This window comes from Trichocoleus sp. ST-U2 (genome assembly GCF_039961875.1).
GTDB lineage: Bacteria > Cyanobacteriota > Cyanobacteriia > Cyanobacteriales > FACHB-T130 > FACHB-T130.
This window is the reverse complement of the sequence record NZ_JAMPJY010000018.1, coordinates 89,615-116,224: the sequence shown is the minus strand read 5'-3', so window position 1 is coordinate 116,224 and position 26,610 is coordinate 89,615. Positions and strand designations below refer to the sequence as shown.

The following is a 26,610-nucleotide window of genomic DNA, read 5'->3' as shown; positions in this document are numbered from 1 at the left end:
CAATTTCTTGGTGAATTTGGTCTGTGGATTAATTGCCTATTGCCATCAGCCCAAGAAGCCCTCTCTCAATATCAATGCGTTTTTCCTCCCTTCTGCTTAACCCGAACTCAGGTTACGCCGGTCAGTTGAATCAGGTGTTTATGAATGTACTTTCCAACGCGATGGATGCCCTAGACGAACGGGACGCTCAGCGATCGCCTCAGGAGATCAAAGAAAATCCCAGCCGCATCACCATTTGTACTCAGTTACTCAACCCCCAGCAGGTCCAAATCCGCATCGCTGACAATGGACGGGGGATGACTGAAACGGTTAGACAACGCCTGTTTGAACCTTTCTTTACCACCAAGTCGATTGGTAAAGGCACCGGATTGGGCTTGTCTATCAGCTACCAAGTGGTCGTCGAAAAACATGGTGGTCAATTGGAGTGCATCTCTTCTCCCGGTAAGGGAGCTGAGTTTCTGATTACACTGCCTTTAGTTACCAAAGTGACAGCCTCTCTGGAATCTGGCATTCTTTCAACTCAGGTACAGCTAAATGACTGAGGTTGTCAGAAGCACTTAAAGGCAATGAACGCTTAAAGCGCTCAATCCAGATTCAATCTTGATGACGCTGGAATTACTTGGCAGCACTGAGTAGATTTTCCATATCTGACAGTTGGATAGGGCCGGAGAAAGTCTCAGTATCGATCAAGAAAAAGGGAGTGCCTGCAAGTCCTAAACTCTCAGCAAGCTGAATATCCTGCCCAATTGCAGCACTAGCCGTATCGCTGGCGCGATCGCGGTTAAATTGCTCTAAATCCAAATCGAGTGTTTGGGCAATCTCCACATACAACTCCTCGCCCAATTTGTCTTGCTTGGCAAATAAAGCATCATGATATTTCCAGAATTTGCCTTGCCGATCTGCCGCCCATGCCGCTTTAGCCGCTGGCATGGCTTCCGCATGGATCGGAGCGAGGGGAAAATGCTTGTATGCTAAGGTCACTTCATCCGGATGCTTTGCGATCAGCTGCTTTAGCGTGTCATGCGCTTGGGCACAATAAGGACATTGGAAGTCTGAAAACTCGATTAGCACAACCTTTGACGACTCTGTTCCCGTCGTCGGAGATGCCCCAATGACTGCCTTGGGGTTAGTCTTGAATTCCTGCAAAAATGACTGCTGGGCTTGGCTTAGCCGCTGTTGTTGTTGCTGCTGATATGCCTGAACTGACTCCAAAATTACTTCTGGGTGCTGACGAATCACTTGTAAAATTTGCTCTTCCAAGCGCGGGCTAATTTGGGTCGCTGCTTGCACTGGGAGTGTCCAACCGAAAAATGTTAGAGACAATAGCAATAGGGTTGCGAGTCTCAATACTTTCTGAGCGAGAAAGCGGATGGGAGCGATCGCGCAAAACTGAAATCGACGCATAATTGACCTGGCGTGTGTTACGGACACGATCCAGTATGCTCGACTTGGAGGGTAACTGGACAGCGTCGGGAAAGGGATGTCTTGTGTAGAACAACCTTCGGTTCGGCATTTCCGGGTTTGCCAAACTTCCCGCTAAAATTTCACAATCCCAAAGGATTGCTGAATTAACCACCGCGTCTAAACCACGACCTATACTAAATATCTGGACTTTGAGTCACTAAAGGTAGAAGCAAAGCATGCCATCCATCCGCGAGTTGCACAAACAACTCATTAGTAAAGAACGCTCCGCTGTAGAACTCACTCAAGAAGCTTTAGACCGCATTCAGGCACTAGAGCCGAAATTGAATAGTTTTTTGAGCGTGACGGCAGAGAGAGCATTAGAACAGGCTCAAGCTGTGGATGCCAAAATCGCTGCTGGTGAAGAAATCGGGCTGATGGCTGGCATTCCCATTGGCATCAAGGACAATCTCTGTACCCAGGGAATTCGCACCACTTGCGGTTCCAAGATTTTGGAAAATTTTGTCCCCTCCTACGAGTCAACCGTGACCCAAAAACTGGCAGATGCTGGTGCGGTGATGGTGGGCAAAACGAATATGGATGAGTTTGCGATGGGCAGTTCTACGGAAAGCTCTGCCTATCAAGTCACTGCCAACCCTTGGGATTTACAGCGGGTGCCGGGAGGATCGTCTGGCGGTTCGGCGGCGGCGGTGGCGGCAAGAGAGTGTGTGGTGTCTCTCGGTTCCGATACAGGGGGGTCTATCCGTCAGCCAGCATCTTTCTGCGGCGTTGTCGGGTTAAAACCGACTTATGGGCTGGTTTCCCGTTTTGGTCTGGTTGCTTATGGGTCTTCTTTGGACCAAATTGGGCCATTTGCGCGGACAGTCGAAGATGCGGCAATTTTACTGGGAGCGATCGCGGGTTACGATCCCAAGGACTCCACCAGTCTCGACGTAAAAATCCCAAACTATGCCAAATCCTTGAGACCTGACCTGAGACCTAGAGGTCAGTTGAGAGTGGGTTTTATTAAAGAAACTTTTGGCGAAGGTGTAGACTCCTGCGTCTGGCAAGCAGTCACAAAAGCGATTGAGCAGCTGCAAAATTTGGGAGCCGAAATTCAAGAAATTTCCTGTCCCCGCTTCCGCTACGGTTTGCCCACCTATTACATCATTGCTCCTTCCGAGGCATCCGCCAATCTCGCCCGTTATGACGGCGTCAAGTATGGCTTCCGGACGCCTGACGCGGATAATCTCTTGTCAATGTATACTCAGACTCGCTCCGCTGGTTTTGGTACCGAAGTTAAGCGGCGGATCATGTTAGGCACTTATGCCCTCTCCGCAGGATATTACGACGCCTATTATCTGAAAGCGCAAAAAGTCCGCACCTTGATTAAACAAGACTTCCAACGGGCTTTTGAAAGAGTGGATATCTTAGTGTCTCCCACTGCTCCCACCACCGCATTTAAAGCAGGGGAAAATAGCGAAGATCCCTTGAGTATGTATTTAAATGACCTGATGACGATTCCTTTAAATCTCGCAGGTTTGCCTGGATTGAGTTTACCTTGTGGATTCGATGACCAGGGATTACCGATTGGGATACAGATGATGAGTAACGTGTTGCGAGAAGATTTGCTACTGCAAGTTGCTTATGCATATGAGCAAGCAACTGATTGGCATCTACGCGCTCCAAAACTCTAGATTAGTAATCGGTAATTGGCATCACCGATTACCGATTACCGATTACCAATTACCGATTACCGAATATGTCTTTTGTTGGTTTGCACGTTCACAGTGATTATAGTTTGCTGGATGGTGCCAGTCAGTTACCGGAACTGGTGGATCAAGCATTGAAATTGGGGATGCCTGCGATCGCGCTCACAGACCACGGTGTTATGTATGGCGCGATTGAGCTAATTAAGGTTTGTCGTGGGAAAACGATTAAGCCGATTATTGGCAATGAAATGTATGTCGTTAATGGTGATATTGAAGAACAAAAGCGTGGTCGAAAAAAATATCACCAAGTTGTTTTAGCGAAAAATACGAAAGGCTATAAAAACCTAGTTAAACTAACAACAGTTTCCCATCTCAAAGGTTATCAGGGAAAAGGAATTTTTGCCCGTCCCTGTATCAATAAAGAATTATTAGCTGAATACCATGAAGGTTTAATTGTTACCAGTGCTTGTTTGGGAGGTGAAATTCCTCAAGCAATTCTTCAACGCCGACCAGATGTTGCTCGTCGAACTGCTCAGTGGTATAAAGATGTTTTCGGTGAAGATTTTTATTTAGAAATTCAAGATCACGGTTCTCAAGAAGACCGAACAGTTAACGTTGAAATTGTAAAAATTGCGCGGGAACTAGACATAAAAATTGTCGCTACTAATGATTCCCATTTTATTTCCTGCAACGATGTCGAAGCTCACGACGCATTGTTATGTATTCAGACCGGAAAACTGATTTCTGAAGATAATCGGATGCGCTACAGCGGCACTGAATATCTGAAATCCGCTGATGAGATGAAATATCTGTTTCGAGATCATCTACCGGACGACGTAATTGAGGAAGCGATCGCAAATACCCTAGAAGTTGCAGATAAAGTTCAACCTTACAACATCCTCGGCGAACCTCGCCTTCCCGACTATCCTATCCCAGCCGACTACACCGCCGATACCTATCTCGAAGATGTTACTTGGAAAGGTCTCCTAGAACGGTTTGGTTATCGTTCTCGCGCAGAAGTCGATCCCATCTATAAAGAAAGGCTGGAATATGAGTTGAAAATGATGCAACAAATGGGATTTTCAACTTACTTTCTAGTTGTTTGGGATTATATCAAATATGCCAGAGATAATAATATTCCAGTGGGGCCTGGTCGCGGTTCTGCGGCGGGTTCTCTGGTTGCTTATGCCTTAAAAATTACTAACATCGATCCCGTCCATCATGGGTTACTATTCGAGCGATTTTTAAACCCAGAACGGAAATCGATGCCGGATATTGATACGGATTTCTGCATTGAACAACGGGACAAAGTGATTGAATATGTCACCCAAAAGTATGGCACAGATAGGGTGGCGCAGATTATTACCTTTAACCGCCTCACGTCTAAAGCGGTGTTAAAAGATGTCGCTAGAGTGTTGAATATTCCCTATGGGGATGCAGACAAAATGGCAAAACTGATCCCAGTAGTGCGAGGTAAGCCAACAAAACTCAAGGTGATGATTTCGGATGATACCCCCGCACCAGAGTTTAAAGAAAAATACAATAATGACCCCATCGTTCGCCATTGGATTGATATGGCAATGCGAATTGAAGGAACGAACAAAACTTTTGGGGTACACGCTGCCGGTGTCGTGATTTCAGCAGAACCTTTAGATCAAATTGTGCCGCTACAACGAAATAATGACGGCTCAGTTATTACCCAGTATTTCATGGAAGACTTGGAATCGCTGGGGTTATTGAAAATGGACTTTCTGGGTTTAAGAAACTTAACCATGATCCAGAAAAGCATCGATTTAATTAAGCAAAATAAAAATATTACCCTCGATCCCGATCAACTCCCACTTGACGAAAGAAAAGCTCAGAAAATCTTAGCCAAAAGCGAAGTTAAAAAAATACCCCCGGATATTCAAAAGACCTACGAAGTATTAGAAAAAGGTGAATTAGAAGGCATCTTTCAATTAGAGTCTTCTGGGATGCGTCAGATTGTGCGCGACCTAAAGCCTTCTAGCATCGAAGATATTTCCTCAATTCTTGCTCTCTATCGACCGGGACCATTAGATGCGGGTCTGATTCCTCTGTTTATTAACCGCAAGCATGGTCGAGAAGAAATCAAGTATGTCGATCCTTTACTAGAGCCAATTCTGCAAGAAACCTATGCGGTTCTTGTTTATCAAGAACAAATTATGAAAATGGCTCAGGATTTAGCTGGATATTCTCTAGGTCAAGCAGACTTATTGAGGAGATCGATGGGCAAAAAGAAGGTTTCGGAAATGCAAAAGCATCGAGAAGCCTTTATTGATGGAGCTGCTAAAAATGGGGTAAAGGAAAAGATTGCTGAAGATTTATTCGAGCAGATGGTTAAATTTGCCGAATATTGCTTCAATAAATCCCATTCAACTGCTTATGCGTATGTAACTTATCAAACGGCATATTTAAAGGCAAATTATCCGGTTGAATACATGGCAGCGCTGCTGACCTCTAACAGTGGCGACCAGGATAAGGTGCAAAAATATATCACCACTTGTTTGAGTATGAATATTCAAGTGGAGCCGCCAGATATTAATCGATCGGGAGTTGATTTTACACCCCTGCAAAATAGTATTTTATTCGGATTGTCGGCAGTCCGAAATGTGGGAGAGGGGGCAATTCGGTGTCTTTTGGCAGCACGGGAAACCGGGGGCAATTTTAAGTCTTTGGCTGATTTGTGCGATCGCGTGGATCTTCGCACGGTTAACAGTCGCGCCTTAGAAGCTTTGATCAAATGCGGTGCTTTTGATACCCTCGAACCCAACCGACAGCAATTAAGCAAAGACCTTGAGCTAGTTCTCCCTTGGGGACAAAACCGCGCCAAAGACCGAGCCAGCGGTCAGGGAAATCTCTTTGACTTTGGAATTACGACAACAGAAAGTAGCTTTGAATCTGCTCCCAAGGCTTCAGCCATCCCTGATTTTTCTCAACACGAAAAGTTACATTTTGAGAAAGAACTGCTAGGCTTTTACGTCTCTGACCATCCCCTTAAATCTGTGCGGAAATCCGCTCAAATTCTCGCTCCGATTAATCTTAGCGAACTTGGCGACCAGCGGGAGGATACGACTCTTAGCGCCATTGTGATAGTCAGCGGGATTAAACCCGTAGTCACCAAAAAAGGCGATCGCATGGCGATCTTGCAAATCGAAGACTTAACAGGTCAATCTGAAGCCGTCGTCTTTCCGAAAACTTACGAACGCATTCACTTACATCTGGTCGTGGATAATCGCCTGATTATTTGGGGAAAAGTAGACAGGCGAGACGATAAAACTCAGCTGATCGTTGAGGATACAGAACCCATTGAACAAGTGCGGATGGTGATGGTGGAACTGACACCTCATCAAGCGGGTGACATTGCGGAACAGCATCGCTTGATGACCAATCTCCAAGAACACTCAGGCGATAAAGACAAAGCAAATGTCCCGGTGATTGCAACGGTGAAAGGAGGACAGCGGCACTTAACCGTTCGCCTTGGTCGTCAATTCTGGGTGCAAGACCACAACACAGCGGTTGAGGCGCTCAATTCGGCGGGTTTTCCGGCTCGCGTTCAGCCTCTGATCGCTGTTTGAGATTGTTTAATTCATGGCGGTGCCTTCCAAACAGCCATCCCCAAGGCGCTAGCTCTGAGGGGGCTTTTTGGGCGTTGGAGATCCCAGAAACTGACTTTTTAGCTCCTCCAATTCCAGATCGACCTGGCTGTTAGCTTTAGCAGGATTTGAAGATGGAGGTTGTGGGGACGCCGATTTTTGATTTTCGTTTTTGGCGGTGCTACCACCCATTATTTCGGCTTTTAAAGCCTCTAATTCAATATCAATTTGGCTTTTGGATGGGTTAGGGGGCTTGTTGGCAACGGGTGGTGTCACTGGCGATGATTTCAGAGGCTTGGCAGGTGTCGCCGGTGTATGAGAAATTACCGTGACTTGGGCTGGCGAAGGATTCAAGTCTTTCAAGACTTCTTCTACTGATTGATAGCGCCGACTGGGAGCAGTTTGCAGCATTTTGTCCAGAATTTTGCCCAGCGAATCGCTAACTTTAGAGATTAAATATTGCCGCCAAATCCAAGCATCTTCGTTAATATCGTACAAGTCAAACGGAGAGCGCTGAGTTAATAGATGAATGCAGGTGACGCCTAAACTATAAATATCGCTAGCGAAAGAAGCTTTGCCTCTGGCTTGCTCTGGTGCCACATATTCAGGGCTGCCAATGCTGGTTCCCGTTTGGTTGAGGGCGTTAGTGGTGGCAACTTTAGACGCGCCGAAATCAACCAGAACAAGCTTGCGATCGCGACTTCTGCGAATAATATTTTCTGGCTTAATATCTCGGTGAATCACTTGTTGGCTGTGGACAAATTGCAGCACTGACAATAAATCACTCAGCAACTGACGAATCTGAGATTCGCTAAAAGCACCCACCTGTGCCAATTCTTGGGCTAAGTTTTGCCCATCGATAAACTCTTGCACCAAATACTGGCGATCGTCTTGAGTAAAATATGCCAGTAATTCGGGAATCTGGGAATGTTTACCCAGTTCATCCAGCCGCATCGCTTCTTGATTAAATAACTCAATTGCCTTTTTAACCGTGCTGGTGCCTTGGGCTTGCGGGTAAAACTGCTTGATTACACAACGCGGTTTAGAAGGTTTGTCTTCATCCACTGCCAAAAAAGTTCTACCAAAACCGCCTTGCCCAATCGGTTTGATGGCACGGTAGCGGTCTTTGAGCAGCAACTTAGTGCCGCAAGTCAGGCAAAACTTTGTATCAGAGGGATTTTGAGAGTTTGGGCAAGCTGGATTGAGGCAATAGCTCATAGTGGGAAGCGCTGCAACTGACTAAATCTATGTTGACACTCCTAGCGCTAAAGCCTTGTTTTTTTACGGGCTTTTTCCAGAATTAATGTTTTTCTGGCTGGAATTTTTCTTCCCAATGTAAGAACTCAAAGCCCAAACCCGATCTTTACGGTGTCTCTTCTAAATCTTCTGGCACATCGGTATCGGGCCACAACAAGCGGACGGCAATTAAGGCAAACCCAATGGCTGCGATCGCTTTGAGTAACCGCGCAGGCAACAGCACCGCCACGCCTTCCCCAGCAATGACTCCCAGGAAGCTAGCCAGCAGCAGTGCGGCGATCGTTCCGAGAAACACGGCGCGGGGAGATTTAGAACTGCCACTAAGCGCGATCGCTGCCAATTGGCTTTTATCGCCAATCTCCGCTAAAAATACCGTGATGAAACTAATTCCGAGAAGATGCCAATCCATAGTTGAAGGTTGGAAGGGTTAAAGGTTGAAGGTTTTGAATCGCTGATAGGTTGAACTTTACAACGTGCCAACCTTGCAACGTGAAAATCTTGCAACTTAAAAATGCACGACATCCCACAGCAACATCACAGAAACGAAAAGCAAACAAGCTCCCGCTGCCATGTCCAAGGTTTTAGGAGACAGCCGAGTTGCCAGCCAGCGCCCCAACAATACACCCACCAAGCTTGTGGCGATTAGTGCCACCGCCGCACCCGCAAACACCAACCACGGCGACTGAGATTCTGCACTCATCAGCAGCGTTGCCACCTGAGTTTTATCTCCCATTTCTGCCAAAAAGATCGTCAAGAACGTGGAGCTAAAGACTGTCCAAGGCACCCGCTGGAAAAGCTTCACTTTTGGCTTTTGAGATTTAGAATGGCTAATCTTTGAAGAGGGTGAAGGCGCTGATTCAACGGCAGGTACCTGGGCGCTAGGACGCTCTAAGGCAGGCAGGCTAGGAGGCAGTGCAGAAAGTTTCACTATTGAGTTAGGCTCAACGCTAGCTAATTTTCATATTCTTTTCATTTTCTCAGAATATGGTACAAATATCAACCTTTGGTTGCTTGCAGAAGATTTAAGTTCCTAATCTATTTCAAAAGCCAACTTCCTGGTTAAATCGGATCATTTCTAAAGAGCGATCGCCATAAACGCCTTCAATCTGTTCGCGGCAACACTCAACCGCAAAGTCATTGAGTTCCTCTGGCTCAATACCGTACAATTCCTCAAAAACATCTGCCTGCACCCGACAAAAGCGAGGACGATCTAGATAAATCTGACATTCTCGCGTCTCCCGATCGAAATTCACACACCATCCCCCTTCGCCGACCATGCTCAGATATAGCTGTAACTCCTCTGGCATGAGATATTGATCTAAGTCAGGGCGATCTGCTGGATCGAGATGACAGCAGGCTCCACATTGCTTAACACATCGCCAAGTCGGCATTGTTCCAAACCATCTTTCAAAAAGTTCTCGTCTCTTCAGTTTAGACGCGATAAATCGCGCCTTGGAGAGATGTTTTTCCTTGCCAGCCACAAGAAACGACTTTCTGAGGGGTTTTTGTCATTGTTTATACTTTTGTAAAGTTCTTTAAATAAAAGACGCGATCGCTGGGTAAGATTAGATGGCAAAATTTGCCAATTAGCTATTCAAATCAACACATTGTAAATACCCGTAGAAAGGCAGGACAAATGGAGATTTTCAGCGACTTGTTCAGCGGTTTGAGCAGCATCAACTGGGAAGTCATTGCTCAGCTAGGCTTTGTGGCGGTAATTATGCTTGCTGGCCCAGCAGTTATCTTCGTGCTGGCATTTCGAGGCGGCGACCTCTAAAAGACTGGCATTTTGACACAAAATCGTATTTTCAACGCAAAGTACCGCAAAGGATAGCGCAGAGTCTACGCGAAGGATGAGCAGATAGCTTTGCGTAACTTGGCAAATCCCTTTGCGTTACTTTGCCTTAAAAAATCTTATCTAGCTTTCTCAGAAAACTTAGGTGTTTTTTCCTGGTATATCCAGCGCTTGCATTGCCGCTTTAATCAATGGATAAAACGGAGGTTTCGTCACATCAACCTCTTTGGCATTTTCCCGCGTGATTCCGAGTAAACCCATTCGGTGTCCTTGCTGAATCGCCAGAACCTTGCCTTCGGGATTTCTAATTTTTAACTCTTTTAAAGACTCAGAAAGGCTACAGGTATAGCGACGCTGGTTGTAGTGAAACTCAGCTTTCAATCCTGGGGAGAAGGACAATTGATGAGGTTCCCCCGTGGAACGTCGCAGACCTACTAACTCCAGTTGTATTGTGGTGTTGCCATTCCAGGTATTTTGTCGCAGTTTGTAGGCGATATCAACCCGCGACGGTAAAGGGTAATAATTGCCCCATCGCCAAGCGATCGCTTCGATTTTCCGAACCTGACTCCCGTTATTGCCAGAGTCTTGGAATTTTAATTTGACGTGACCCTTCCCGACAATTTTTTGCTCAACTACGCGGACATTCGGCGTCCAGAATACGGGATCGGCGTTTTCAATCCCGCACGGGTGGAGGGCATCAATCTGTTGATATAGGTCGAGATTAATATCGTCGAGGTTAGCCTGAACGTCAATCTTGAGCAGCGGCTTTAGGTGCTGGGGTTCCAGACACTGATGAGCAAAAAGGCTAAGACGCGATCGCAATGCGGGGAGATTTTCGGCTGGCATCGAAAAACCCCCCGCCGCCTTGTGTCCGCCAAATTTCCCCAGCAAATCCTGACAAAACTGCAAAGCTTCAAATACGTGAAATTCAGGAATTCCCCGCGCCGAACCCCGGACGTGATGGTCATCCTCATAAGTTCCGATAAACACCGGCACGCCGTAGCGTTCCACCAAGCGCGAGGCAACAATTCCAATCACGCCATGATGCCATCCCGGTTGAACCAGAACTAACACCCGTTCTTGCTGGAAGTCAATCGACTTATCTGGAATTTGAGGTAAAACCTCACTGGCAGAATCTAACTTTTTATTCGGGGTTCCAATAATCTGGGTTTCTTCACACCAAGTAACAGCATCCCGTTCAATCTCTTCACAGAGTTGCTGTCGGTGTTTGTTAATTTGTTCGCACTGCATCGCCCGTTCCAGTGCGATTCCTATATCATCAGTTATCAGCAATTCAATCACCGTCTGCGGGTCGGCAATCCGTCCCACGGCGTTAATTCTTGGCCCCAGGCGAAACCCAATATCCTCTGGCTTTAAGGATTGTGGATTTGGGATTTTAGATTTTGGAGTTTCCGCTTCGCTGTTCTCTGTGCCTTGTGGTACTCCCGCTATCTGAATCAGCGCCTGAACTCCCGCTAGTTGAGAATTCGGTAATTGTTGCAAACCCCGCTTCACCCAGCGGCGGTTTACCCCGGTTAACGGTGCTAAATCGGCAATGGTTCCGAGGGTAAAGAGTTCTAATAGCGGCTTCACCAATCCCTTCGTTTGCCCCAGCTGTTGGGCGAGGGTGACAGCCAAAATATAAGCGACGCCGACGCCCGCCACCCCGCGATAAGGGGAGGATTCGCGAATCAGTTTGGGATTGAGAATCGCATCCGCTGGAGGCAGTTTTTCGGGAATATCGTGATGATCGGTGACAATGACTTTGACACCCAGCTGCCGCGCCCGATCGATCGGTTCAAAAGCAGAAATGCCGTTATCTACCGTTAAAATCAGCCAAACGCCTTCCCGGTGAAATTCTTCGACAATACGGCGATTAATCCCGTAGCCTTCACTCATGCGGCTGGGAATCGCATAATCTACCTGTGCCCCTAACCACCGCAATGCCCGAAGTAATAGCGCGGTGCTGGTCATCCCATCCGCATCATAGTCTCCGCAGATCGCAATTTTGTGCTGGGATGCGATCGCTTCTTGCAACAACTCCACACTAATTGCCAAGTCGGGAAATTCTTCCAACGGTGAGGGCAAAACCTGAGATTCTGGATCTAGGAATGCTTGCGCCTCTTCTGGCGTCTCAATGCCTCGGTTAATCAGTACCTGACTCAACAGTGGTGAAAGACCCGTTGTTTTAGCTAACTGTTGAGCTTGTTGGTCGCGTACTGGAAATATTTGCCATCGATGATTGGGCAATCGGGCAGGACGAGGGGATGATTCTGAATGAGGGCGATCTTGCACAGGCGTCGTATTTCCAGCAGTCTGGCTCAGCCCATCCTATCAGTTTTAATTCGTTAAATGATTGGGTCTATAGGGATATGCGATCGCTTTTAATAAACAGCAACCCGACCGTCATCTCTTAAATAAATTGTGCGATCGCCTGGAGGACGCCCACCAGGACGGACTTCGATTCGTAAAGTTCTAGGATTCGGTTTAGCGAGTCTCACTCCCAGGGGCAAACCCGTCGCATCCCACAGCAAAAGTGATAGATTCGGGTCTGTACCCCCTCCCCTCGTGAAAGACACTACTTGTCCGGGATTGAGGGGAATCGGATCGGTACCCACCACCTTTTGCATCTGAACCAAACTCGATGTCAGGTTTACCACCTCATAGGTGATGCGTTGTCCCGGTACGAACTGGATCGGGGCTGGGGGACACTTTGCCGCACAAGTTCCAGCCAAAGCTGGTTGGATGTGTGCCGCTGCACCAACGCTAAAAGCAGCTACGACTAAAACTGCTGGTAAAAATTTAGACATTAAAGACTGCGTTGTGACTTGCTGAGAAGTCTGTTCCCGAAAGCTCATTTACTCAAATTCTGTAATCTATTTATCTAAATTTTAAACTTTTTCAGAGTCTTTTGCTTTTTGCTGATACGCTCAAACCTGCTTTTTAGTTTATGTAATTATACGTATACTCAACAATACTTAGTATGAAAAATACGCACATACTAAGTAATACTGAATCCTTGCAGATTTAGCACAAATTCAAGCAAGACTTTTACAGTAAACGCAGCTGGGAATCTGTCGTTGCCACAGATTGCTGACTCGGTTGATTCGTTCCTATCGCTGATGCTTCCTCAATGTCAGAAGCGTTGAACCACGCCTCTTCCTCATGTGCCAGTAACTTCTGGGCTTCTTCCAGCATCAAGGCGGCAATATCCTTAAGGTCTTCCCGATTGGCTAAGTAAGTTTTCAGCGCTTCCACAGGATCGGTGCTGGCACTAGAACCGAGTTCGGGCAAGCGAGGACGCGCTAGCTGACTGACTAATTCCGCCTGAATTGTGTAGGTGTGGGCGTCACTTAAGCTAGCGTGCAGGGCGTTATTATCAATCAAATCTATCTGCTCGGAACGCAGTTTGTAGATTAGCCGCACGACAGCATCTTTGATATCTTTTTTGCCTATCGCTTTGATTAAAGCGGCTTGCGGCTCAGATGCATCAGAGACATCCACTTCGATAGTCCGGAAGGGGCGCACCGGAAGAGGACAAAATTCCCACTGGGCGTTGCCTCGTTCCAGCTGAATCATCACATAGCCTTTGTCTTCTTTTTCTTCGCTGAAATCGACTCGCTCAATACTGCCTGGGTAGATAACTGGAGGCTGGTTCGACTTGTTGAGATTCTGATGTCGGTGGACGTGCCCCAACGCGACGTAGTCAAAGCAAGGTCGCGTCAGCATCGAGATGGGGATGGTAAACCCTTTGCCGACTGCTAGGAAGCGCTCTGCACCTAAGTTAGCTCGGTCTGCCATCAGGTGAGCTAAAAGAACGGTTGGTACTTCCGGATCTAGACGCCGGATTTCTCCTTCCAGGCAAGGCTCAAGACGCTTAATTAATAACTCGTTGACTTCGGCTAGAGACAAATCTTCAGTTTCCGGGCGCGTCAGCAGCGCCGAACGGGTAAGCCAAGGGAGGGTAATGATTTGGACGGGACCGCTGCGGGTTTCGATGCGGTGGGTGACGATGCGATCGCCGACAATAAACCCCGGCACTCCCAATGTCCGATAGATACATAAACTCGCGCCTCCCTGCCCCTGAGAATGCTGGTCGTGATTCCCCACCAGCAACACCGTTGGGATCTGGGCATCGACTAAGCGCCGAAACTGGCTGGCAAACGCTTCCTGTACATACGGCGGCGGCGTTGCATCGGGGAAAGCATCTCCACCGAACAAGACCAAATCAACGGGTTCGCCATTCTCTCCGTCTGTACTTTGCCCAATCGCTCGGTCAATACACTTCGATAAAGTATTGACAAAATCCTCCAGCCGGGTATTTGTACCCGTTTCCGGATTAATCCGTCCGTGGGAGAAGCCACTCCCCATGTGGATATCGGATAGGTGGAGGATTTTAATCATTTTGCTAATTGCGAATGGGTGATTGGTCATCGGTAATTGGTAATTTCTCTGGCGATTACCCATTACCTATTACCCATTAGACATTCTAAATGTGAATTCCACATTCAGTTTTACCCATGCCGCGCCAGCGACCTGCGCGTTCGTCTTCACCCTCAGCAACGGGTGTAGTAATGGGTTCGTCGCCGATGCTGGCATATCCCTGATCGTGCAGAGGATTGTAAATCATGCCATGCTCAGCCACATAAGCCCAGCTGTCCTTGCGCGTCCAGTTGGCGAGAGGATTCACTTTCAGCCGTTGCTGTGAATCTAGTTCCAAGACTGGCATATCAGCACGAGTCACGGCTTGGTCGCGGCGACGTCCGGTAATCCAGGCAACGGCGCTGAGTTCTGCCAGACCCCGTTGCAACGGTTCAATTTTGGTCAGGTGGTGGAATTGGGTGATGTCCTTATCCCACAGCGCTTCGCCGTATTTAGCTGCAAAGGCTTCGCGAGAGTCAAGATCGGGAATTTTGTAAGTTTGGAGGTTTAAATTGTAAAGTGCCTGCGCTTTAGCAACTAACTCCAGGGTTTGAGGAAAGTGATACAGCGTGTCCAGAAACAAGACTGGCACTGGCGTTGCTGGTTTGAGATCGCGGTATAAAAGATCCGTAATTACCAAATCATCCACATTAAAGGCGCTGGTTTGCACCAGTCCCGTGGGGATATTTGTAACACACCAAGCCAGGATCTCTCTGGGATGAGCTTTGTCAAATTTTTGGTTAAGCTCATCCAGATTAAACGAGGAGATGCTAACGGGAGCTGTGGTGCTATCGCTCATGGTACGTTTCTAGTGAATTTCTGAATTCTTTATTACAAATTATTTTACCTCTTATAAGCACCTAACCCGATCGGAGAACAGGGCTATAAATGAACATCGTGTAAAGAATTGCATGGCATTCTACTGGCGCAGACATGGGCGCGGACAAGAATCACCCCGCCTACATTCCCTCGCCAACATCCTGCTATCGAGAGGAAGGATTGTAGAGGCAAAGCGTAGCCAGTCACAGAATGATTCTGCTGCTTTTTTTTGGGATGGGTGTCCGCTTTGAAGAAAAGATGAGATAACTTCTAATTGTTGAACCGGCAATTGATTTCTGCCAAACTGCACTAGGAGCTATCATCGCCCTATAAAAGTTTTTTGGAGAGATTGAGTGCGGTTAATTCTGTACAGCAAGCCGGGTTGCCACTTGTGCGAGGGGTTACAAGAAAAACTCGAACAAGTTTCAAACCCCCCCATTGAACTGGAAATCCGGGATATCACTACCCGCGAAGATTGGTTTCAAGCCTATCAATATGAAATTCCTGTCCTGTTTAGGGTTCGATCTCAGCGTACAGATCGAGTAGAAGAACCGTTGCCCCGTCCTTCTCCCCGCGCTACGGTGCAACAGTTGGCGCAAATGTTACAGAAATATTTGCTTGTAAAAGATAAAGAATAAGCGCGAATAGTCTTGAGTCGAGCGTCCGCCTGCTAACGATCCGATGACTCATGACTAACGATTAATGACTCGTGACGATTGTGAGGAGTTACTAAAGATGAAATTGCGAGAGTTATTAGCAACCATTCCCCAGATTGAGCAACCCTCTAGTCAGACTGCTCTGGAATTGGAAGTTAAGGGCTTAACGACAAATTCCCATGCTTGTCAACCGGGAGATTTGTTTATCGGGATGCCCGGAACGCGAGTGGATGGAGGGGAGTTTTGGGAAGGCGCGATCGCATCCGGTGCAGTCGCCGCCCTGGTTTCTTCTCAAGCTGCCCAAAAACATCCTCCCAAAGGGGAAGATGCCTGCGTGATTCCAGTTGCAGACATGACTCAAGCTTGCGCCCAAGTTGCTGCTGCCTTTTATGGCTACCCAGCGCAACAGCTAAAACTGATTGGCGTCACTGGCACGAATGGCAAAACGACAACGACTCATTTAATCGAATTTTTCCTGACTTGGAGCCAGTTACCAACGGCTTTATTTGGGACGCTGTATGCCCGTTGGGCTGGCTTTCAACAAACCGCTGCCCACACGACGCCTTTTGCTGTCGAACTGCAAAAACAACTGGCAGACGCGATCGCAGCAGGATGTCAGATGGGTGTGATGGAAGTGAGTTCTCACGCTTTGGCGCAAGGTCGGATTTTAGGTTGCCCGTTCTCGGTTGCTGTGTTCACCAATCTCACCCAGGATCATCTAGACTTCCACCGCGACATGGAAGATTACTTCAATGCAAAAGCGTTGCTGTTTAGCCCTGAATATCTTAAAGGGCGGGCGGTGATTAATTCCGATGACGCTTACGGACAGCGGTTGATCGAGCGGTTAAATCCAGACCAAGTATGGCGCTACAGCGTTAACGATACAACCGCCGATTTGTGGATGAGCGACCTGAGTTATGAGCCAACGGGAGTCAGTGGGGTGATGCATACACCCAAAGGTGATGTGGCTTTCCGTTCTCCCCTGGTAGGACAGTACAATCTGGAAAATTTACTTGCCGCTGTGGGAGCAGTGTTGCATCTGGGAGTAGATTTGGAGTTAATTGCGGCGGCGCTACCCCAATTTTCGGGAGTGCCGGGACGGATGGAACGAGTGCAAATCGGTTCCCAGCAAGAGATTAGCGTTATTGTCGATTATGCTCACACGCCGGACAGTTTGGAGAATTTGCTAAAAGCGGCGCGTCCGTTTATTCCCGGTAAGATGATCTGCGTCTTCGGTTGTGGAGGCGATCGCGATCGCACCAAACGCCCAAAGATGGGTCAAATTGCCGCGCAGTTAGCAGACAAAGCCGTTGTTACCTCCGACAATCCGCGGACGGAAGATCCAGAACGGATTTTGCAAGATATTGTCGCCGGGATACCAACCTCGGCTCAACCAGTGGTGGTGATTAGCGATCGCGCGACTGCCATTCATACCGCCATTTTAGAAGCCCAACCGGGTGATGGCGTCCTCATCGCGGGTAAAGGTCATGAAGACTACCAAATCTTAGGAACGGAAAAAATCCACTTTGACGATCGAGAACAAGCACGCGATGCCCTATTAAAGCGGATGCCTGGTTAAAGCAATTATGGATTTTAGATTTTAGAGTGGAGCGGTTAACTTGTAACTAGGCGCAATTCAATCTAACTTGTTGTCTCTTGAAATGGAGATTGATGGCTGGGAAAGGATTAAAGAGACACTCGCTAGATGGGTAGAAATCAAGATGAAACTATCTCTGGTTTCTCTCAATCTGCGATCCGCACCGCTGCGCTAAAAGTAGCTACAAAGAAGTTTCCAGTCAAAAGTCTTCAAAATCATCCAAGTTGATTTTCACCCATTTGTTGAGACATCAGTGCATTTAACAAGTCACCTTTTCATCCAAAAGCAACCTCTAAAATCTTAAAATCTTATGGATGCATCCCTTTACCAATTGGCTCTGCGTGTAGAGTCAGCGCCTCAGCCGCTTGCCGTGAGTGCAACTACGCTCAAGTCCTTGCTGTGGGCGCTGATGGACGTACTGATTGACCAACAACTGCCAGCCAAACTCTGGGTAAAGCTACCGCCTGGAGAAGGCTGGCAGGCGCAGATAGAACAATATCAGGAGCGGGGGCAGGTTGGGCATACCATTTATGTCTGTAACGGCAAAGAGGGACGAGAGCAGGAGAGAGTAGAAGCAGGAGAGAGCCAAAGCCAGGAAGAATTTGAAAATTCCCCTTATGCACTCACCGGATCGCCAAAAATTTCCCCCACCGCCTCGCAGATTATTCCAGTTCAACTGAAGCCGGAAAACGCAATTTCCAGAGAATATTTTTTGTTAGTGCTATCCGAACGCTTTTGCGGCTTAATTTTGGCTCATCGACCCCGCAGCGCTAAGCCATCTGCCCAGACAACTTCAAAGGATTTGGATCAAATCAAAAATATAGACTCAAAAGAGTTTCTCGCTTCTCAGTACCGGAATAAGAGCGCCCTAGGCAATCCTTACGGGGCACAGTCAGGCGTTAGCGAAAGCGTTTTGGCTTTGCAAAAGCAAATGGCTACAGCAGGCACGGAGGACAAGCGAGGACGACCGCTGCTGACAATTTGCGCTTTTGACAAGCCAGTGATTCAGGAGGTTTTGCAGGGAATCCGACCCGCGATCGCGCCCACTGAAGAGACTCTCCTCAGCAACTGGGACAAGCTATTTACCTTACCGCAATCACCCGATTTAGTACAGAATCGAGCGATCGCATCCATCCTGACTCAGTTACTGGTAAAACAAGTCCAGCAGCAAGAGGAAATCGGGCGGGGTGCTGCCGCCAATCATGCATCAACAACGGAAATCGCCGAACTCCAGCGGCAAAATCAAGCTTTGCTGGATGAAGTGCGCTTTAAAGATGAACTACTAAGCAATGCGCTGTTGGAACTGCGGACGCCGCTAACCAACATGAAAACCGCACTGACGCTGCTAGAGTCCCCACAACTCAAACCCTCGCAGCGTCAGCGCTACCTGCATTTGCTGCATACACAGTGCGATCGCCAAGTTTCCTTGATTAGCGGTTTAATGGAGCTAGTACAGCTAGATCGGGCAACTACCCCAACAACTTTGCTTCCAGTGCAGTTGGCAGATATCGTGCCTGGAGTTGTCAGCACCTATCAAGCGATCGCGCAAGAAAAAGGTATCCAGTTAGGCTACACGGTCAGTCCTAACCTTCCGGCTGTCTCCTGCTTAGAGGCATGGCTGCGACAAATTATTATCAATCTGCTACACAACAGCATTAAATTCACTCCCACTGGCGGTCAGGTGGTGGTACGCACCAAGCAACAAGGCGATTACGTACAGTTGGAATTTCGCGATACCGGCATCGGCATTGCCCCGAACGAATTGCCCAAGATTTTTGACCGCTTTTATCGCGGACGCCTAGCACCGGGCGAAGAAGTTTTCGGTGCTGGATTAGGTTTAACCATTGTGCAGCAACTTCTCCTACGTTGCGCTGGCTCTATTTCTGTCACCAGTAAACTGGGTCAGGGTTCTACTTTCAAAGTGTTGTTACCCGTTCACCATTCGACATCTGTTCAGCCGTAAGTTGGGTATCTGAATACCATTGCACGGGATATCTACCATAGATTCATCTATACCATTTCTCAGTTGGCTGGAATATATTGCGCTTCTAACGGTAGGGGCTTTTTGATTGCCATGCCCCTACAGATGTATCGCACCCCATCCTGGAATGGCGATAATTGCTTATGTTTCCGCCGACTCAAAGGTAATTGACATCGCCGCCAACTCTTGAGTATCGACACGATTAATTAGCCCCAGCCCCCGAACCTCTGCCTTCTCACCACCACGACTATTTCCTGCGCCTCGGTTAAAGTCTTCTAGCAAACCGTCGATTAACTTGGTTGGTTCCTCACCCAGCGTCATTGGCAACCCTGGTGCCTGTCCTCGCACCCTCGCCACTTCCTGTAATGTCTTGAGCGCTTGCTTAAGAGGAGTGCCACTGGCGATTATCAGAACCTCTACCATGCCGACGGGTTTTGCGACTTTAAATCTGAACTTATCTTTTCCCGGTTGCGGGATTTGTCGCGTTTCTCCTGCTTTTATCAGAGTTGCATTCTCTTCCACCGTCCAGGTATTCGGAAAAACGATCGTCATTTCTCCTTCAGGATCGATTACTAAAACGGATACGTGAAGATCGCGATTTTCTTGGTTCGTCACCACAAACTGAAGCGGCGTTCCCAAGGAGAGTTTTAAGTTGTCGGAACGCGATCGCCCACGGCTGCGGTTTGAGTTTTGAGTTGAAGAATTGCTGCTGTTTTGTGCGCCGCGAACCGGGAAAGTAGTTGCAAATGTCTCGCCCTCCGCTCTTTTCATGGAAGCCACTACATTCAGCCGGGAGGAACCGGGATTGAGTATCATCTTGGCAATGTGAGCTGCTAGCAGTGACTTAAATTTCGGGGTGAGACGGGTGATAGCCGCCTCTATCGATTCACCAGATACACCAAAAGAGCCAGGAATTTGTTCTAGTGCTGGAGTGAATAAGCCGACACTGCCAATATCGGGCACAGAGGTTAAATTAGGAGTCTCTCCATTTTTCTGAAATTGACGATTCTCCTGGGTAATTCGTCCTAAGAGGTAGGCGACATATTCTTCCTGTTGTAAAGGCAAGATTTTGAGGCGCTGGATAGCCTTGAGGGCTTGTTCTGCCTTAGCTATGTCGTTACCCAGCGATGGATCTAGACCAATCGGTAAAGTCATATCGCTGGGAATCCCGCGCATTCGCTCTTGCAGCAATGTTCCCAGTTGCGGGGGCGAGGAAACCCCGCCCCTTCCTGCATTTAGGAGTTTGCCCCGCGCCGTTAATCCTTTGCGCGAGTTCGCTTCCAACTGTACCAATCCCTGCTCCTTGCCTTGAGCGTCTATCACCGTCAAAATGGCACCTCGATCGAAGGCAGGGATGCTTTGGGAATTGACACCTCCCAACCACAACTGCACCCCATCTCCCTCAACTTTGGTGATTACCGCTTCCGCCGGGAGAGTCTGTTGGTTTAGGAAGTAAGCGGGTTCCTCTTCATTGCTTTTTTGCTTAGCTTCATATTCTGGAATTTGACCCGTAGAAGAAATCTGGTTAGTGGTACGGGCAATATTTGCGATCGCACTCGCCACGGGTTCATCCCCGGTTTGCTGCCAAAGATACTGGGTCATCACATAAGTAAATGCCCCCGCCGCAAAGCCGTTGAAGCGCTGATCCGCCGCCAGTTGCTTGCGATCGGCAGCGGCAATAACGACCCCTTTTGCAACTCCGGCTCTGCGTGCCTGAATATACTCATCCGGGGATAAATTTACCCGCGATAGCAATTGACGCTGATATTCTTTCTCCACTGGGCTGACTTTAACTTGCACGCCACCATCCAGCGCCCTGACGTTCAAATTCCCCCGTTTCCCGCCCCCAGCATGACAACTATCTAGAACCATTGTCAGGTTTTCTGTTTTTACCGCTGACGCCAGCAAAAACAGCGTGTGTCCTGTGATATCGGATGCAATACCCCCACGGCGACGGGCAACCAAAGGTAGAGAGTTATCGGCAGGGACAATGGTACTGTTTAAACAACTTTCGCTCAGTTTTAAGACCACTTCATCGCATTCTGGGCTGTCATCTACTCGCGAACCGTGCCCGGAGAAGTGAAACACCACAACATCTCCCGGCTTCGCTTGCCCAATCAGATATTCGTCAAATGCACCCAAGATACCTTCACGAGTGGCTTGAGCATCTGTCAGGATATGGACATCCTTCTTGTTGAAGCCAAAGCGGTGAATGAGTAGATGTTGCTGCATTTCCACATCGGTGATGCAACCCGCTAAGCGATCGCTACTATTTTGATAAGCGTTAATTCCCACCAGCAGCGCCAGTTTGCGGGGTGTGCTTTGCGCGAGGACTTTGCCATAGCGATCGCCCTTTCGCATCACATCCAGATGGCTTAAACCCAAAGTTGCCAGCGTCGATCCGGCAAATTGCAAAAACTGACGGCGCTTGATGTGAGACATCATCAATGTTTCCTCAAGTGGTGCAGGATGAAAGGCTGAGATTACTGAAATCCTGTGTTCAACGAGCTATGTTGACGACGGCACAGATTAGTGACATGGTTAACTGTGTTCTATTTATATCGGAAGTCGTTAACGATGCGCTGCGCTATTTTAAGTCGTGCTGGTCAAGTTTTGGCAAACGGAAATTTTATCATTCAACAAGATGAAAATGGCGATCTGAGGTTGGATTTCCGCACAGATGGGGGCAAAATCCTCCAAGGAGGAATCATCGAGCCGGATGGTGACTTAACCTCAGCCAGTAAAGTTCTCTATCGCCAATTTTTTGAAGCTTGGGGAGTCAGTGAGATCGCACTGACCGCTATGCCTAAGTTCTAGCATCAAGTTTGGGTAATGCTTATTTTATCTATCATGTTGGTAATGGTTAATAAAGAATAAGTAAAAGGATGAAAAAACAATTATTCATTACCGACAAATCATCAAAAAATAATTAACCGGATTCGATTTTAATTATTTTTCCTAATTGTTGTGTAAAAAATTTTTTCATTTGTTAGAAATAAATTCTCTAACAAATTTTTGTCAAGCGTTCAGATGAATATTGCCTTATTCAGCTTCGCCAATCAAAGTAAATGCTGCCCACTGCACGGGATCTGAATATTGTTGCTGTTTCATGGTTGTCAGCATCGCATTTCGCAATGCCGTAGCTTTATCAGCCTTTTGCTGAAGATTTTTATAAAATTCCGTCATCAGAAAAGCAGTGGAGTTATCCGGGACTTGCCACAGGGAGACAACTACGCTAGGCACCCCAGCGGAAATTAAAGAACGAGATAAACCGATGACACCATCCCCAGTGATGCGTCCTCGTCCGGTGTCGCAAGCACTGAGAACCACTAATTCAGCATTCAATTCTAGATTAAGGATTTCTTCAGCAGTGAGCAACCCGTCGTCGTTGTTAGATGGAGTGAGAGCGATCGCACTTCCCAATCCCCGGTAATCATCCAGTAAACCATGAGTTGCTAGATGAATGATTCGCGCTTTAGGCAGTGCTTGCGCGATCGCTACTTTGGTGGCTTGGCTACCAGTAATTGCTTGAGTTTTGAGTAATTTAGCAATATCTTTGGCTTCCTGTTCCGCCCACGGCAAATTAGATAACGGTTGCGCTGATTCTCCAGGGTTCAGCACCACTTTGGGCATTGTCGGATTGCCCACTACCAATGCCCCTTGTAGAGATGCGATTGATTGCTTCTCTACACGTTGCCTTTGCTGATGGGTTAAATCCAGCACTTGAATTGAAGGAGCCGTGAGAATAGTATGTTTTTCAATCAGGTATTTGCCAGAAGCATCTTGGAGAGCTGGAAAAGGGGTTAAAAACAGATCGTGCTGCGGGATAAAGATTACACGAGCTTTTGGATCACTAGGCAATCGATCGATAATCGGTTCAATGAGCAATTTGTGAATTTGTTGTAATCGTCTGGTTGGCTTTTCCTCTTCTATAAGCTCCGCCACAACACCTCCACCACGTCCTCTGACTCCCATTGATTGACGGGAACTGAAAACCAGGTTTGCCAGCGAGGTATTCTGCTGCTGCCACAAAGGTTTAAGATCGACTTTGCGAAACGTCACTTCACCTGTAGGACTGATTACCCAAATATAGAGTTCTGATTCCTTAGTTTGTTCTTTACCTTGAACTTTGAAAGTATCGTAAATAATCGAATACTGAACTAGGGTGGAATTTTGAGCGGCGGCAATTTGTTTTATTCGCTCGATGGTAGGGGATTGAAGCTTAGAAGGTTGATTTGAATCTTCAACCTGTAACTTATCAATCTGCAATTTACTAGCCAGTAACTCTACAAAAGCGCGTGCCCGACCCCGTTCGGCAACTTCCAGCGCTGCATCGGTCTTATTCTGAGCAATGAAGACTTGTTGTAAAGTGCGGTAGCTATTGGACTGCATTTCAAAAATTGACACTTTGTTGGCATCATTTAACTCACGCCGTAGAGATTCCCTCACCTCAATTGCGTCGATAAGGGTTTTCTCCGCTGCTTTTAGATTGCCTGCTTTATAGAGAGCAAGTCCTAGATTTCCTAAAGCTTGTCCCTCGCCAGAGCGGTCTTTGATCCCCTTGGCGATCGCTAAATACTGCTGTTGGTACTCAATTGCTCGTGGAAAATCCCCCAGAGAATAATAAGTTCCTCCAAGATTTCCCAGAACCTTCCCCTCGCCTTGTCGGTCTTTTATTTGTTTGGCAATCGCTAAAGTCTGCTGGTAGTAATCAATTGCCCGTCGAAAGTCGCCCAGGGAATTGTAAGCAAGTCCCAGATTGCCCAGAGCATGACTTTCGATAGAACGGTTCTGGATCGCTCGTGCGATCGCCAAAACTTGCTGAAAATAATCAATTGCTTTGCTGTAGTCGCCCAAGGCAGAGTAGGCAACTCCCAGATTTCCCAAAGCATTCCCCTCGCCATAACGGTCTTGGATTTCTCTTGCGATCGCTAAATTCTGCTGATGATACTCAATCGCCTGTGGAAAATCTCCCAGGTTACGGTAAATAACGCCCAAACTTCCCAGAGCTTTTCCTTCGCCGGAGCGATCTTTGATTGCCTTTGCGATTGCTAAATTCTGCTGTTGGTACTCAATCGCTCGTGCAAAGTCTCCCAGAGAATTGTAGGCAAGTCCCAGATTTCTTAGAGCACTACCTTCGGCTTGACGATCTTTAAGCTCCTTAGCGATCGCTAAGTATTGCTGGTTGTACTCAATCGCCCGTGGAAAGTCCCCCAGGTTACGATAACTAACTCCTAAATTTCCCAGAGCCTTTCCCTCGCCAGAGCGGTCTTGGATTGCTCTAGCGAGTGCTAAATATTGCTGGTGGTACTCTATCGCTCGTGGAAAATCTCCCAAGGCGTTGTAAGCATTGCCCAGATTTCCCAGAGCCTTTCCTTCGCCAGAGCGGTCTTGGATACTTTTTGCAAGTGTTAAATGCTGCTGGTGGTACTCTATCGCTCGTGCAAAGTCCCCCAGAGAATGGTAAGCATTCCCGAGATTTCCCAGAGCATAACTCTCAATAGAGCGGTCTTCGTTCTCCCCAACAATTGCCAAAACTTGCTCGTAGCAATCAATCGCTTTGGGATATAACCCCAAGGAATAGTAAGCAACTCCCAGATTTACCAGAACCTGCCCTTCACTTGGGCGATCTTTTATCTCCCGATAGATCATCAATGCCTGTTGCCAAGACTGTAAAGCTGCCTCAAATTGACTGGTCTGAAACTGCTGAACACCTTGCTGAAACAGTTGGTCTGCTTCGGTAGGGTCATCTTGTGTTTGCGCTAACGCTCGTGGTGCAGACAATGGGAGTGGAAAATTGACAAGCAAAGGCGTCGAGACACTACTGAGGAGGGTGATGAAGGCGATTCGGGTGATTCTTTGAGAAGAGATTGCTTTCACTGCTGGGTAGATGAATTGTTTTGTCAAATTGACTGGAATAAAATCAAGCACAAATGGGCTGCGCCTACGGTTCGCCGATGAGGATGAAACCCGCCCAGTTCATTGGGTTGGGGTGCTGTTTCATCGTCGCTAGCATGGCGTTTTGCAGTGCAACTGCTTTATCGGGATTCGATTGCAGATTTTTATAAAACTCGGTCATCAGGAAGGCAGTCGGCTCATCCGGTATCAACCCTAGGGGAGCGATCGCGCTGGGAACTCCCGCTGCTAGAAAAGAGCGCGTTAGCCCAATCACACCATCTTCGGTAATGCGACCCAAACCCGCATCACAGGCGCTCAGGACAACTAACTCAGCGTTTAGCTTCAAATTCAGGATTTCTTCTGCTGTCAGCAACCCATCATCGGTGTTAGAGGGAGCGAGAGCGATCGCATTTCTCAATGCCTCCTCCTCATCGATTAACCCAGTCGTTGCGAGATGAATAATTCGCGCTTGGGGCATTTGCTGCACAATCGCGGTCTCAGTTGCTGCGTCGCCGATAAGCGCTTGGGTATTGAAGAGATTCGCGATCGCGTTTGCTTCCTGTTCCGCTCCGGGAAGTTGCTGTAACAACACCGGCTTTTGTCCTATCTTGGGAGGAACGCGGGGCATCGTCGGATTCCCCACCACTAGCACATCCTTGGCAATCCCTTGGATTCGCTGTCGATGCTTGTAAAGTAAATCCAGCGCCTGAATCGAGGGAGCGGTAAAAATTGCGTGTTGCTCGATCAGGTATTTGCCTTGTTTATCTTGCAGCGCTGCGAAGGGAAGCAGAAACAGAGATTTTTGCGGGATAAAGGCGACACGAGCGTTCGGAGCTTTTGGCAACAATTCGGCAATCGGCTCAACGAGCAGCTGATGAAGTTGCTGTAACTGTTTGCTTGGGCGATTGTCCTGTTTTGTCGTTACGAAGATGCCACTCTTATTTGCAGCACTCCCGATCCCCATCGCCGCACGGCTACTACTCACCAACTCTGAGAGAGAAGTATTTTGCTTCTGCCACAACGGTCTCAGGTCAACCCGTCGTAAGGTAATTTCACCTGTGGGTTGAACCACCCAAATCAGCAGTTCTGATTCCTGGGTTTGTTCTTTTCCTTGAACGGGGAACGTCTCGTAATTAATTGAGTATTCAACCAGTGTGGCGTTGTGTTCCTTAGCAACTTGTCGAATTTGTTCGATATTGAGCGGATTGACGGTCGCTGGAGCCTCTGGAGTTTGTGCCAACATCTGAGAGCCAGGGAAAATTTCAGCCGTCTTCCCTGGGAAAGGGGTTAAGACAGTCGCCACAAAAGTAATCAGTAAGGGGACAAGGCTTTGCACCCCGGCAAGGCTGATTTTCTGGAGTTGCATGGCTGACAAGGTAAGTAGATGTACGGACAGTGTTTACACTGTCTTAGCCCAGGGAATCGGGTGTGTCCAGTGTTGGCTTTATCCTTGAGTAG

General features: G+C 47.7%; 20 protein-coding genes and 1 pseudogene. 9 read left to right on the top strand and 12 right to left on the bottom strand.

Annotation, left to right across the window (positions count from 1 at the left end; translation table 11 throughout):
* A pseudogene (locus tag NC996_RS14290) lies at nt 1-100 on the top strand (IS982 family transposase); the annotation flags it as partial.
* The gene (locus tag NC996_RS14285; protein ID WP_190688294.1) at nt 75-542 is read left to right on the top strand and encodes an ATP-binding protein; all 468 of its coding nucleotides are present in this window, start codon (nt 75-77) and stop codon (nt 540-542) included. The pseudogene NC996_RS14290 and the gene NC996_RS14285, both read left to right, overlap by 26 nt.
* Before the next feature lie 73 nt (nt 543-615).
* Here NC996_RS14285 and NC996_RS14280 read toward each other — a convergent pair whose 3' ends face one another.
* Entirely contained in the window at nt 616-1,404 is a 789-nt protein-coding gene (locus tag NC996_RS14280) for a thioredoxin domain-containing protein (protein ID WP_190688291.1), read from the bottom strand.
* A 236-nt stretch (nt 1,405-1,640) separates the two neighbouring features.
* Between NC996_RS14280 and gatA the strand changes: the two genes are divergently transcribed.
* On the top strand, nt 1,641-3,098 hold the full coding sequence (gene gatA, locus NC996_RS14275) for an Asp-tRNA(Asn)/Glu-tRNA(Gln) amidotransferase subunit GatA (RefSeq protein ID WP_190414791.1): 1,458 nt from the start codon (nt 1,641-1,643) through the stop codon (nt 3,096-3,098).
* Nucleotides 3,099-3,163: 65 nt separating this feature from the next.
* Nucleotides 3,164-6,709 (top strand): DNA polymerase III subunit alpha, encoded by a 3,546-nt coding sequence (locus NC996_RS14270; protein WP_190688289.1) that lies wholly within the window; start codon nt 3,164-3,166, stop codon nt 6,707-6,709.
* 48 nt (nt 6,710-6,757) lie between these two features.
* On the opposite strand, the gene NC996_RS14265 is transcribed toward NC996_RS14270, so the two are convergent.
* The 4 genes from NC996_RS14265 to NC996_RS14250 all read right to left on the bottom strand — a co-directional run bounded on the left by NC996_RS14265 (nt 6,758) and on the right by NC996_RS14250 (nt 9,375).
* Entirely contained in the window at nt 6,758-7,945 is a 1,188-nt protein-coding gene (locus tag NC996_RS14265; RefSeq protein ID WP_190688285.1) for a serine/threonine-protein kinase, read from the bottom strand.
* 145 nt (nt 7,946-8,090) lie between these two features.
* A complete protein-coding gene (locus NC996_RS14260; RefSeq protein ID WP_190414788.1) occupies nt 8,091-8,393 on the bottom strand; it encodes a TMEM165/GDT1 family protein in 303 nt (100 codons plus the stop codon).
* A gap of 96 nt (nt 8,394-8,489) precedes the next feature.
* Nucleotides 8,490-8,816 carry a TMEM165/GDT1 family protein gene (locus NC996_RS14255; RefSeq protein ID WP_347275957.1) on the bottom strand — a complete coding sequence of 109 codons (327 nt, stop codon included), beginning with the start codon at nt 8,814-8,816 and terminating at the stop codon, nt 8,490-8,492.
* A 208-nt stretch (nt 8,817-9,024) separates the two neighbouring features.
* Nucleotides 9,025-9,375, bottom strand: a complete 351-nt coding sequence (locus tag NC996_RS14250) for a YkgJ family cysteine cluster protein (protein ID WP_190429480.1) — start codon at nt 9,373-9,375, stop codon at nt 9,025-9,027.
* 263 nt (nt 9,376-9,638) lie between these two features.
* Between NC996_RS14250 and NC996_RS14245 the strand changes: the two genes are divergently transcribed.
* Nucleotides 9,639-9,761, top strand: a complete 123-nt coding sequence (locus NC996_RS14245) for a photosystem II reaction center protein Ycf12 (protein WP_190414819.1) — start codon at nt 9,639-9,641, stop codon at nt 9,759-9,761.
* A 159-nt stretch (nt 9,762-9,920) separates the two neighbouring features.
* Here NC996_RS14245 and recJ read toward each other — a convergent pair whose 3' ends face one another.
* From recJ to cysH, 4 genes are all read right to left on the bottom strand, one after another.
* On the bottom strand, nt 9,921-12,074 hold the full coding sequence (gene recJ / locus NC996_RS14240) for a single-stranded-DNA-specific exonuclease RecJ (RefSeq protein WP_190688282.1): 2,154 nt from the start codon (nt 12,072-12,074) through the stop codon (nt 9,921-9,923).
* 89 nt (nt 12,075-12,163) lie between these two features.
* Nucleotides 12,164-12,637, bottom strand: coding sequence for a hypothetical protein (locus tag NC996_RS14235; protein WP_242030577.1), 474 nt, complete (start codon nt 12,635-12,637; stop codon nt 12,164-12,166).
* 193 nt (nt 12,638-12,830) lie between these two features.
* Nucleotides 12,831-14,183 carry an exonuclease subunit SbcD gene (sbcD, locus tag NC996_RS14230; protein ID WP_190688280.1) on the bottom strand — a complete coding sequence of 451 codons (1,353 nt, stop codon included), beginning with the start codon at nt 14,181-14,183 and terminating at the stop codon, nt 12,831-12,833.
* 85 nt (nt 14,184-14,268) lie between these two features.
* On the bottom strand, nt 14,269-15,000 hold the full coding sequence (cysH, locus tag NC996_RS14225; RefSeq protein WP_190688277.1) for a phosphoadenosine phosphosulfate reductase: 732 nt from the start codon (nt 14,998-15,000) through the stop codon (nt 14,269-14,271).
* Between the two features lie 373 nt (nt 15,001-15,373).
* Here cysH and NC996_RS14220 point away from each other — a divergent pair, with 373 nt between their 5' ends.
* The 3 genes from NC996_RS14220 to NC996_RS14210 all read left to right on the top strand — a co-directional run bounded on the left by NC996_RS14220 (nt 15,374) and on the right by NC996_RS14210 (nt 19,236).
* On the top strand, nt 15,374-15,658 hold the full coding sequence (locus tag NC996_RS14220; protein ID WP_190414783.1) for a glutaredoxin family protein: 285 nt from the start codon (nt 15,374-15,376) through the stop codon (nt 15,656-15,658).
* A gap of 97 nt (nt 15,659-15,755) precedes the next feature.
* Complete coding sequence (locus NC996_RS14215; protein WP_190688273.1) at nt 15,756-17,255, top strand: UDP-N-acetylmuramoyl-L-alanyl-D-glutamate--2,6-diaminopimelate ligase; 1,500 nt, start codon at nt 15,756-15,758, stop codon at nt 17,253-17,255.
* A gap of 328 nt (nt 17,256-17,583) precedes the next feature.
* Nucleotides 17,584-19,236, top strand: coding sequence for a DICT sensory domain-containing protein (locus tag NC996_RS14210; RefSeq protein ID WP_190688271.1), 1,653 nt, complete (start codon nt 17,584-17,586; stop codon nt 19,234-19,236).
* A gap of 159 nt (nt 19,237-19,395) precedes the next feature.
* Here the strand turns inward: NC996_RS14210 and NC996_RS14205 are convergent, their stop codons facing one another.
* Nucleotides 19,396-21,699: a caspase family protein gene (locus tag NC996_RS14205; RefSeq protein ID WP_242037662.1), complete on the bottom strand. Its 2,304-nt coding sequence runs from the start codon at nt 21,697-21,699 to the stop codon at nt 19,396-19,398.
* 132 nt (nt 21,700-21,831) lie between these two features.
* On the opposite strand from NC996_RS14205, the gene NC996_RS14200 reads away from it, so the two are divergent.
* Nucleotides 21,832-22,071, top strand: a complete 240-nt coding sequence (locus tag NC996_RS14200; protein WP_190429476.1) for a hypothetical protein — start codon at nt 21,832-21,834, stop codon at nt 22,069-22,071.
* A gap of 225 nt (nt 22,072-22,296) precedes the next feature.
* On the opposite strand, the gene NC996_RS14195 is transcribed toward NC996_RS14200, so the two are convergent.
* Together NC996_RS14195 and NC996_RS14190 are read right to left on the bottom strand one after the other, a co-directional pair.
* On the bottom strand, nt 22,297-25,185 hold the full coding sequence (locus tag NC996_RS14195) for a CHAT domain-containing tetratricopeptide repeat protein (protein WP_347277797.1): 2,889 nt from the start codon (nt 25,183-25,185) through the stop codon (nt 22,297-22,299).
* A 13-nt stretch (nt 25,186-25,198) separates the two neighbouring features.
* A complete protein-coding gene (locus NC996_RS14190) occupies nt 25,199-26,518 on the bottom strand; it encodes a CHAT domain-containing protein (RefSeq protein ID WP_190688268.1) in 1,320 nt (439 codons plus the stop codon).
* Between the last annotated feature and the right edge of the window lie 92 nt (nt 26,519-26,610).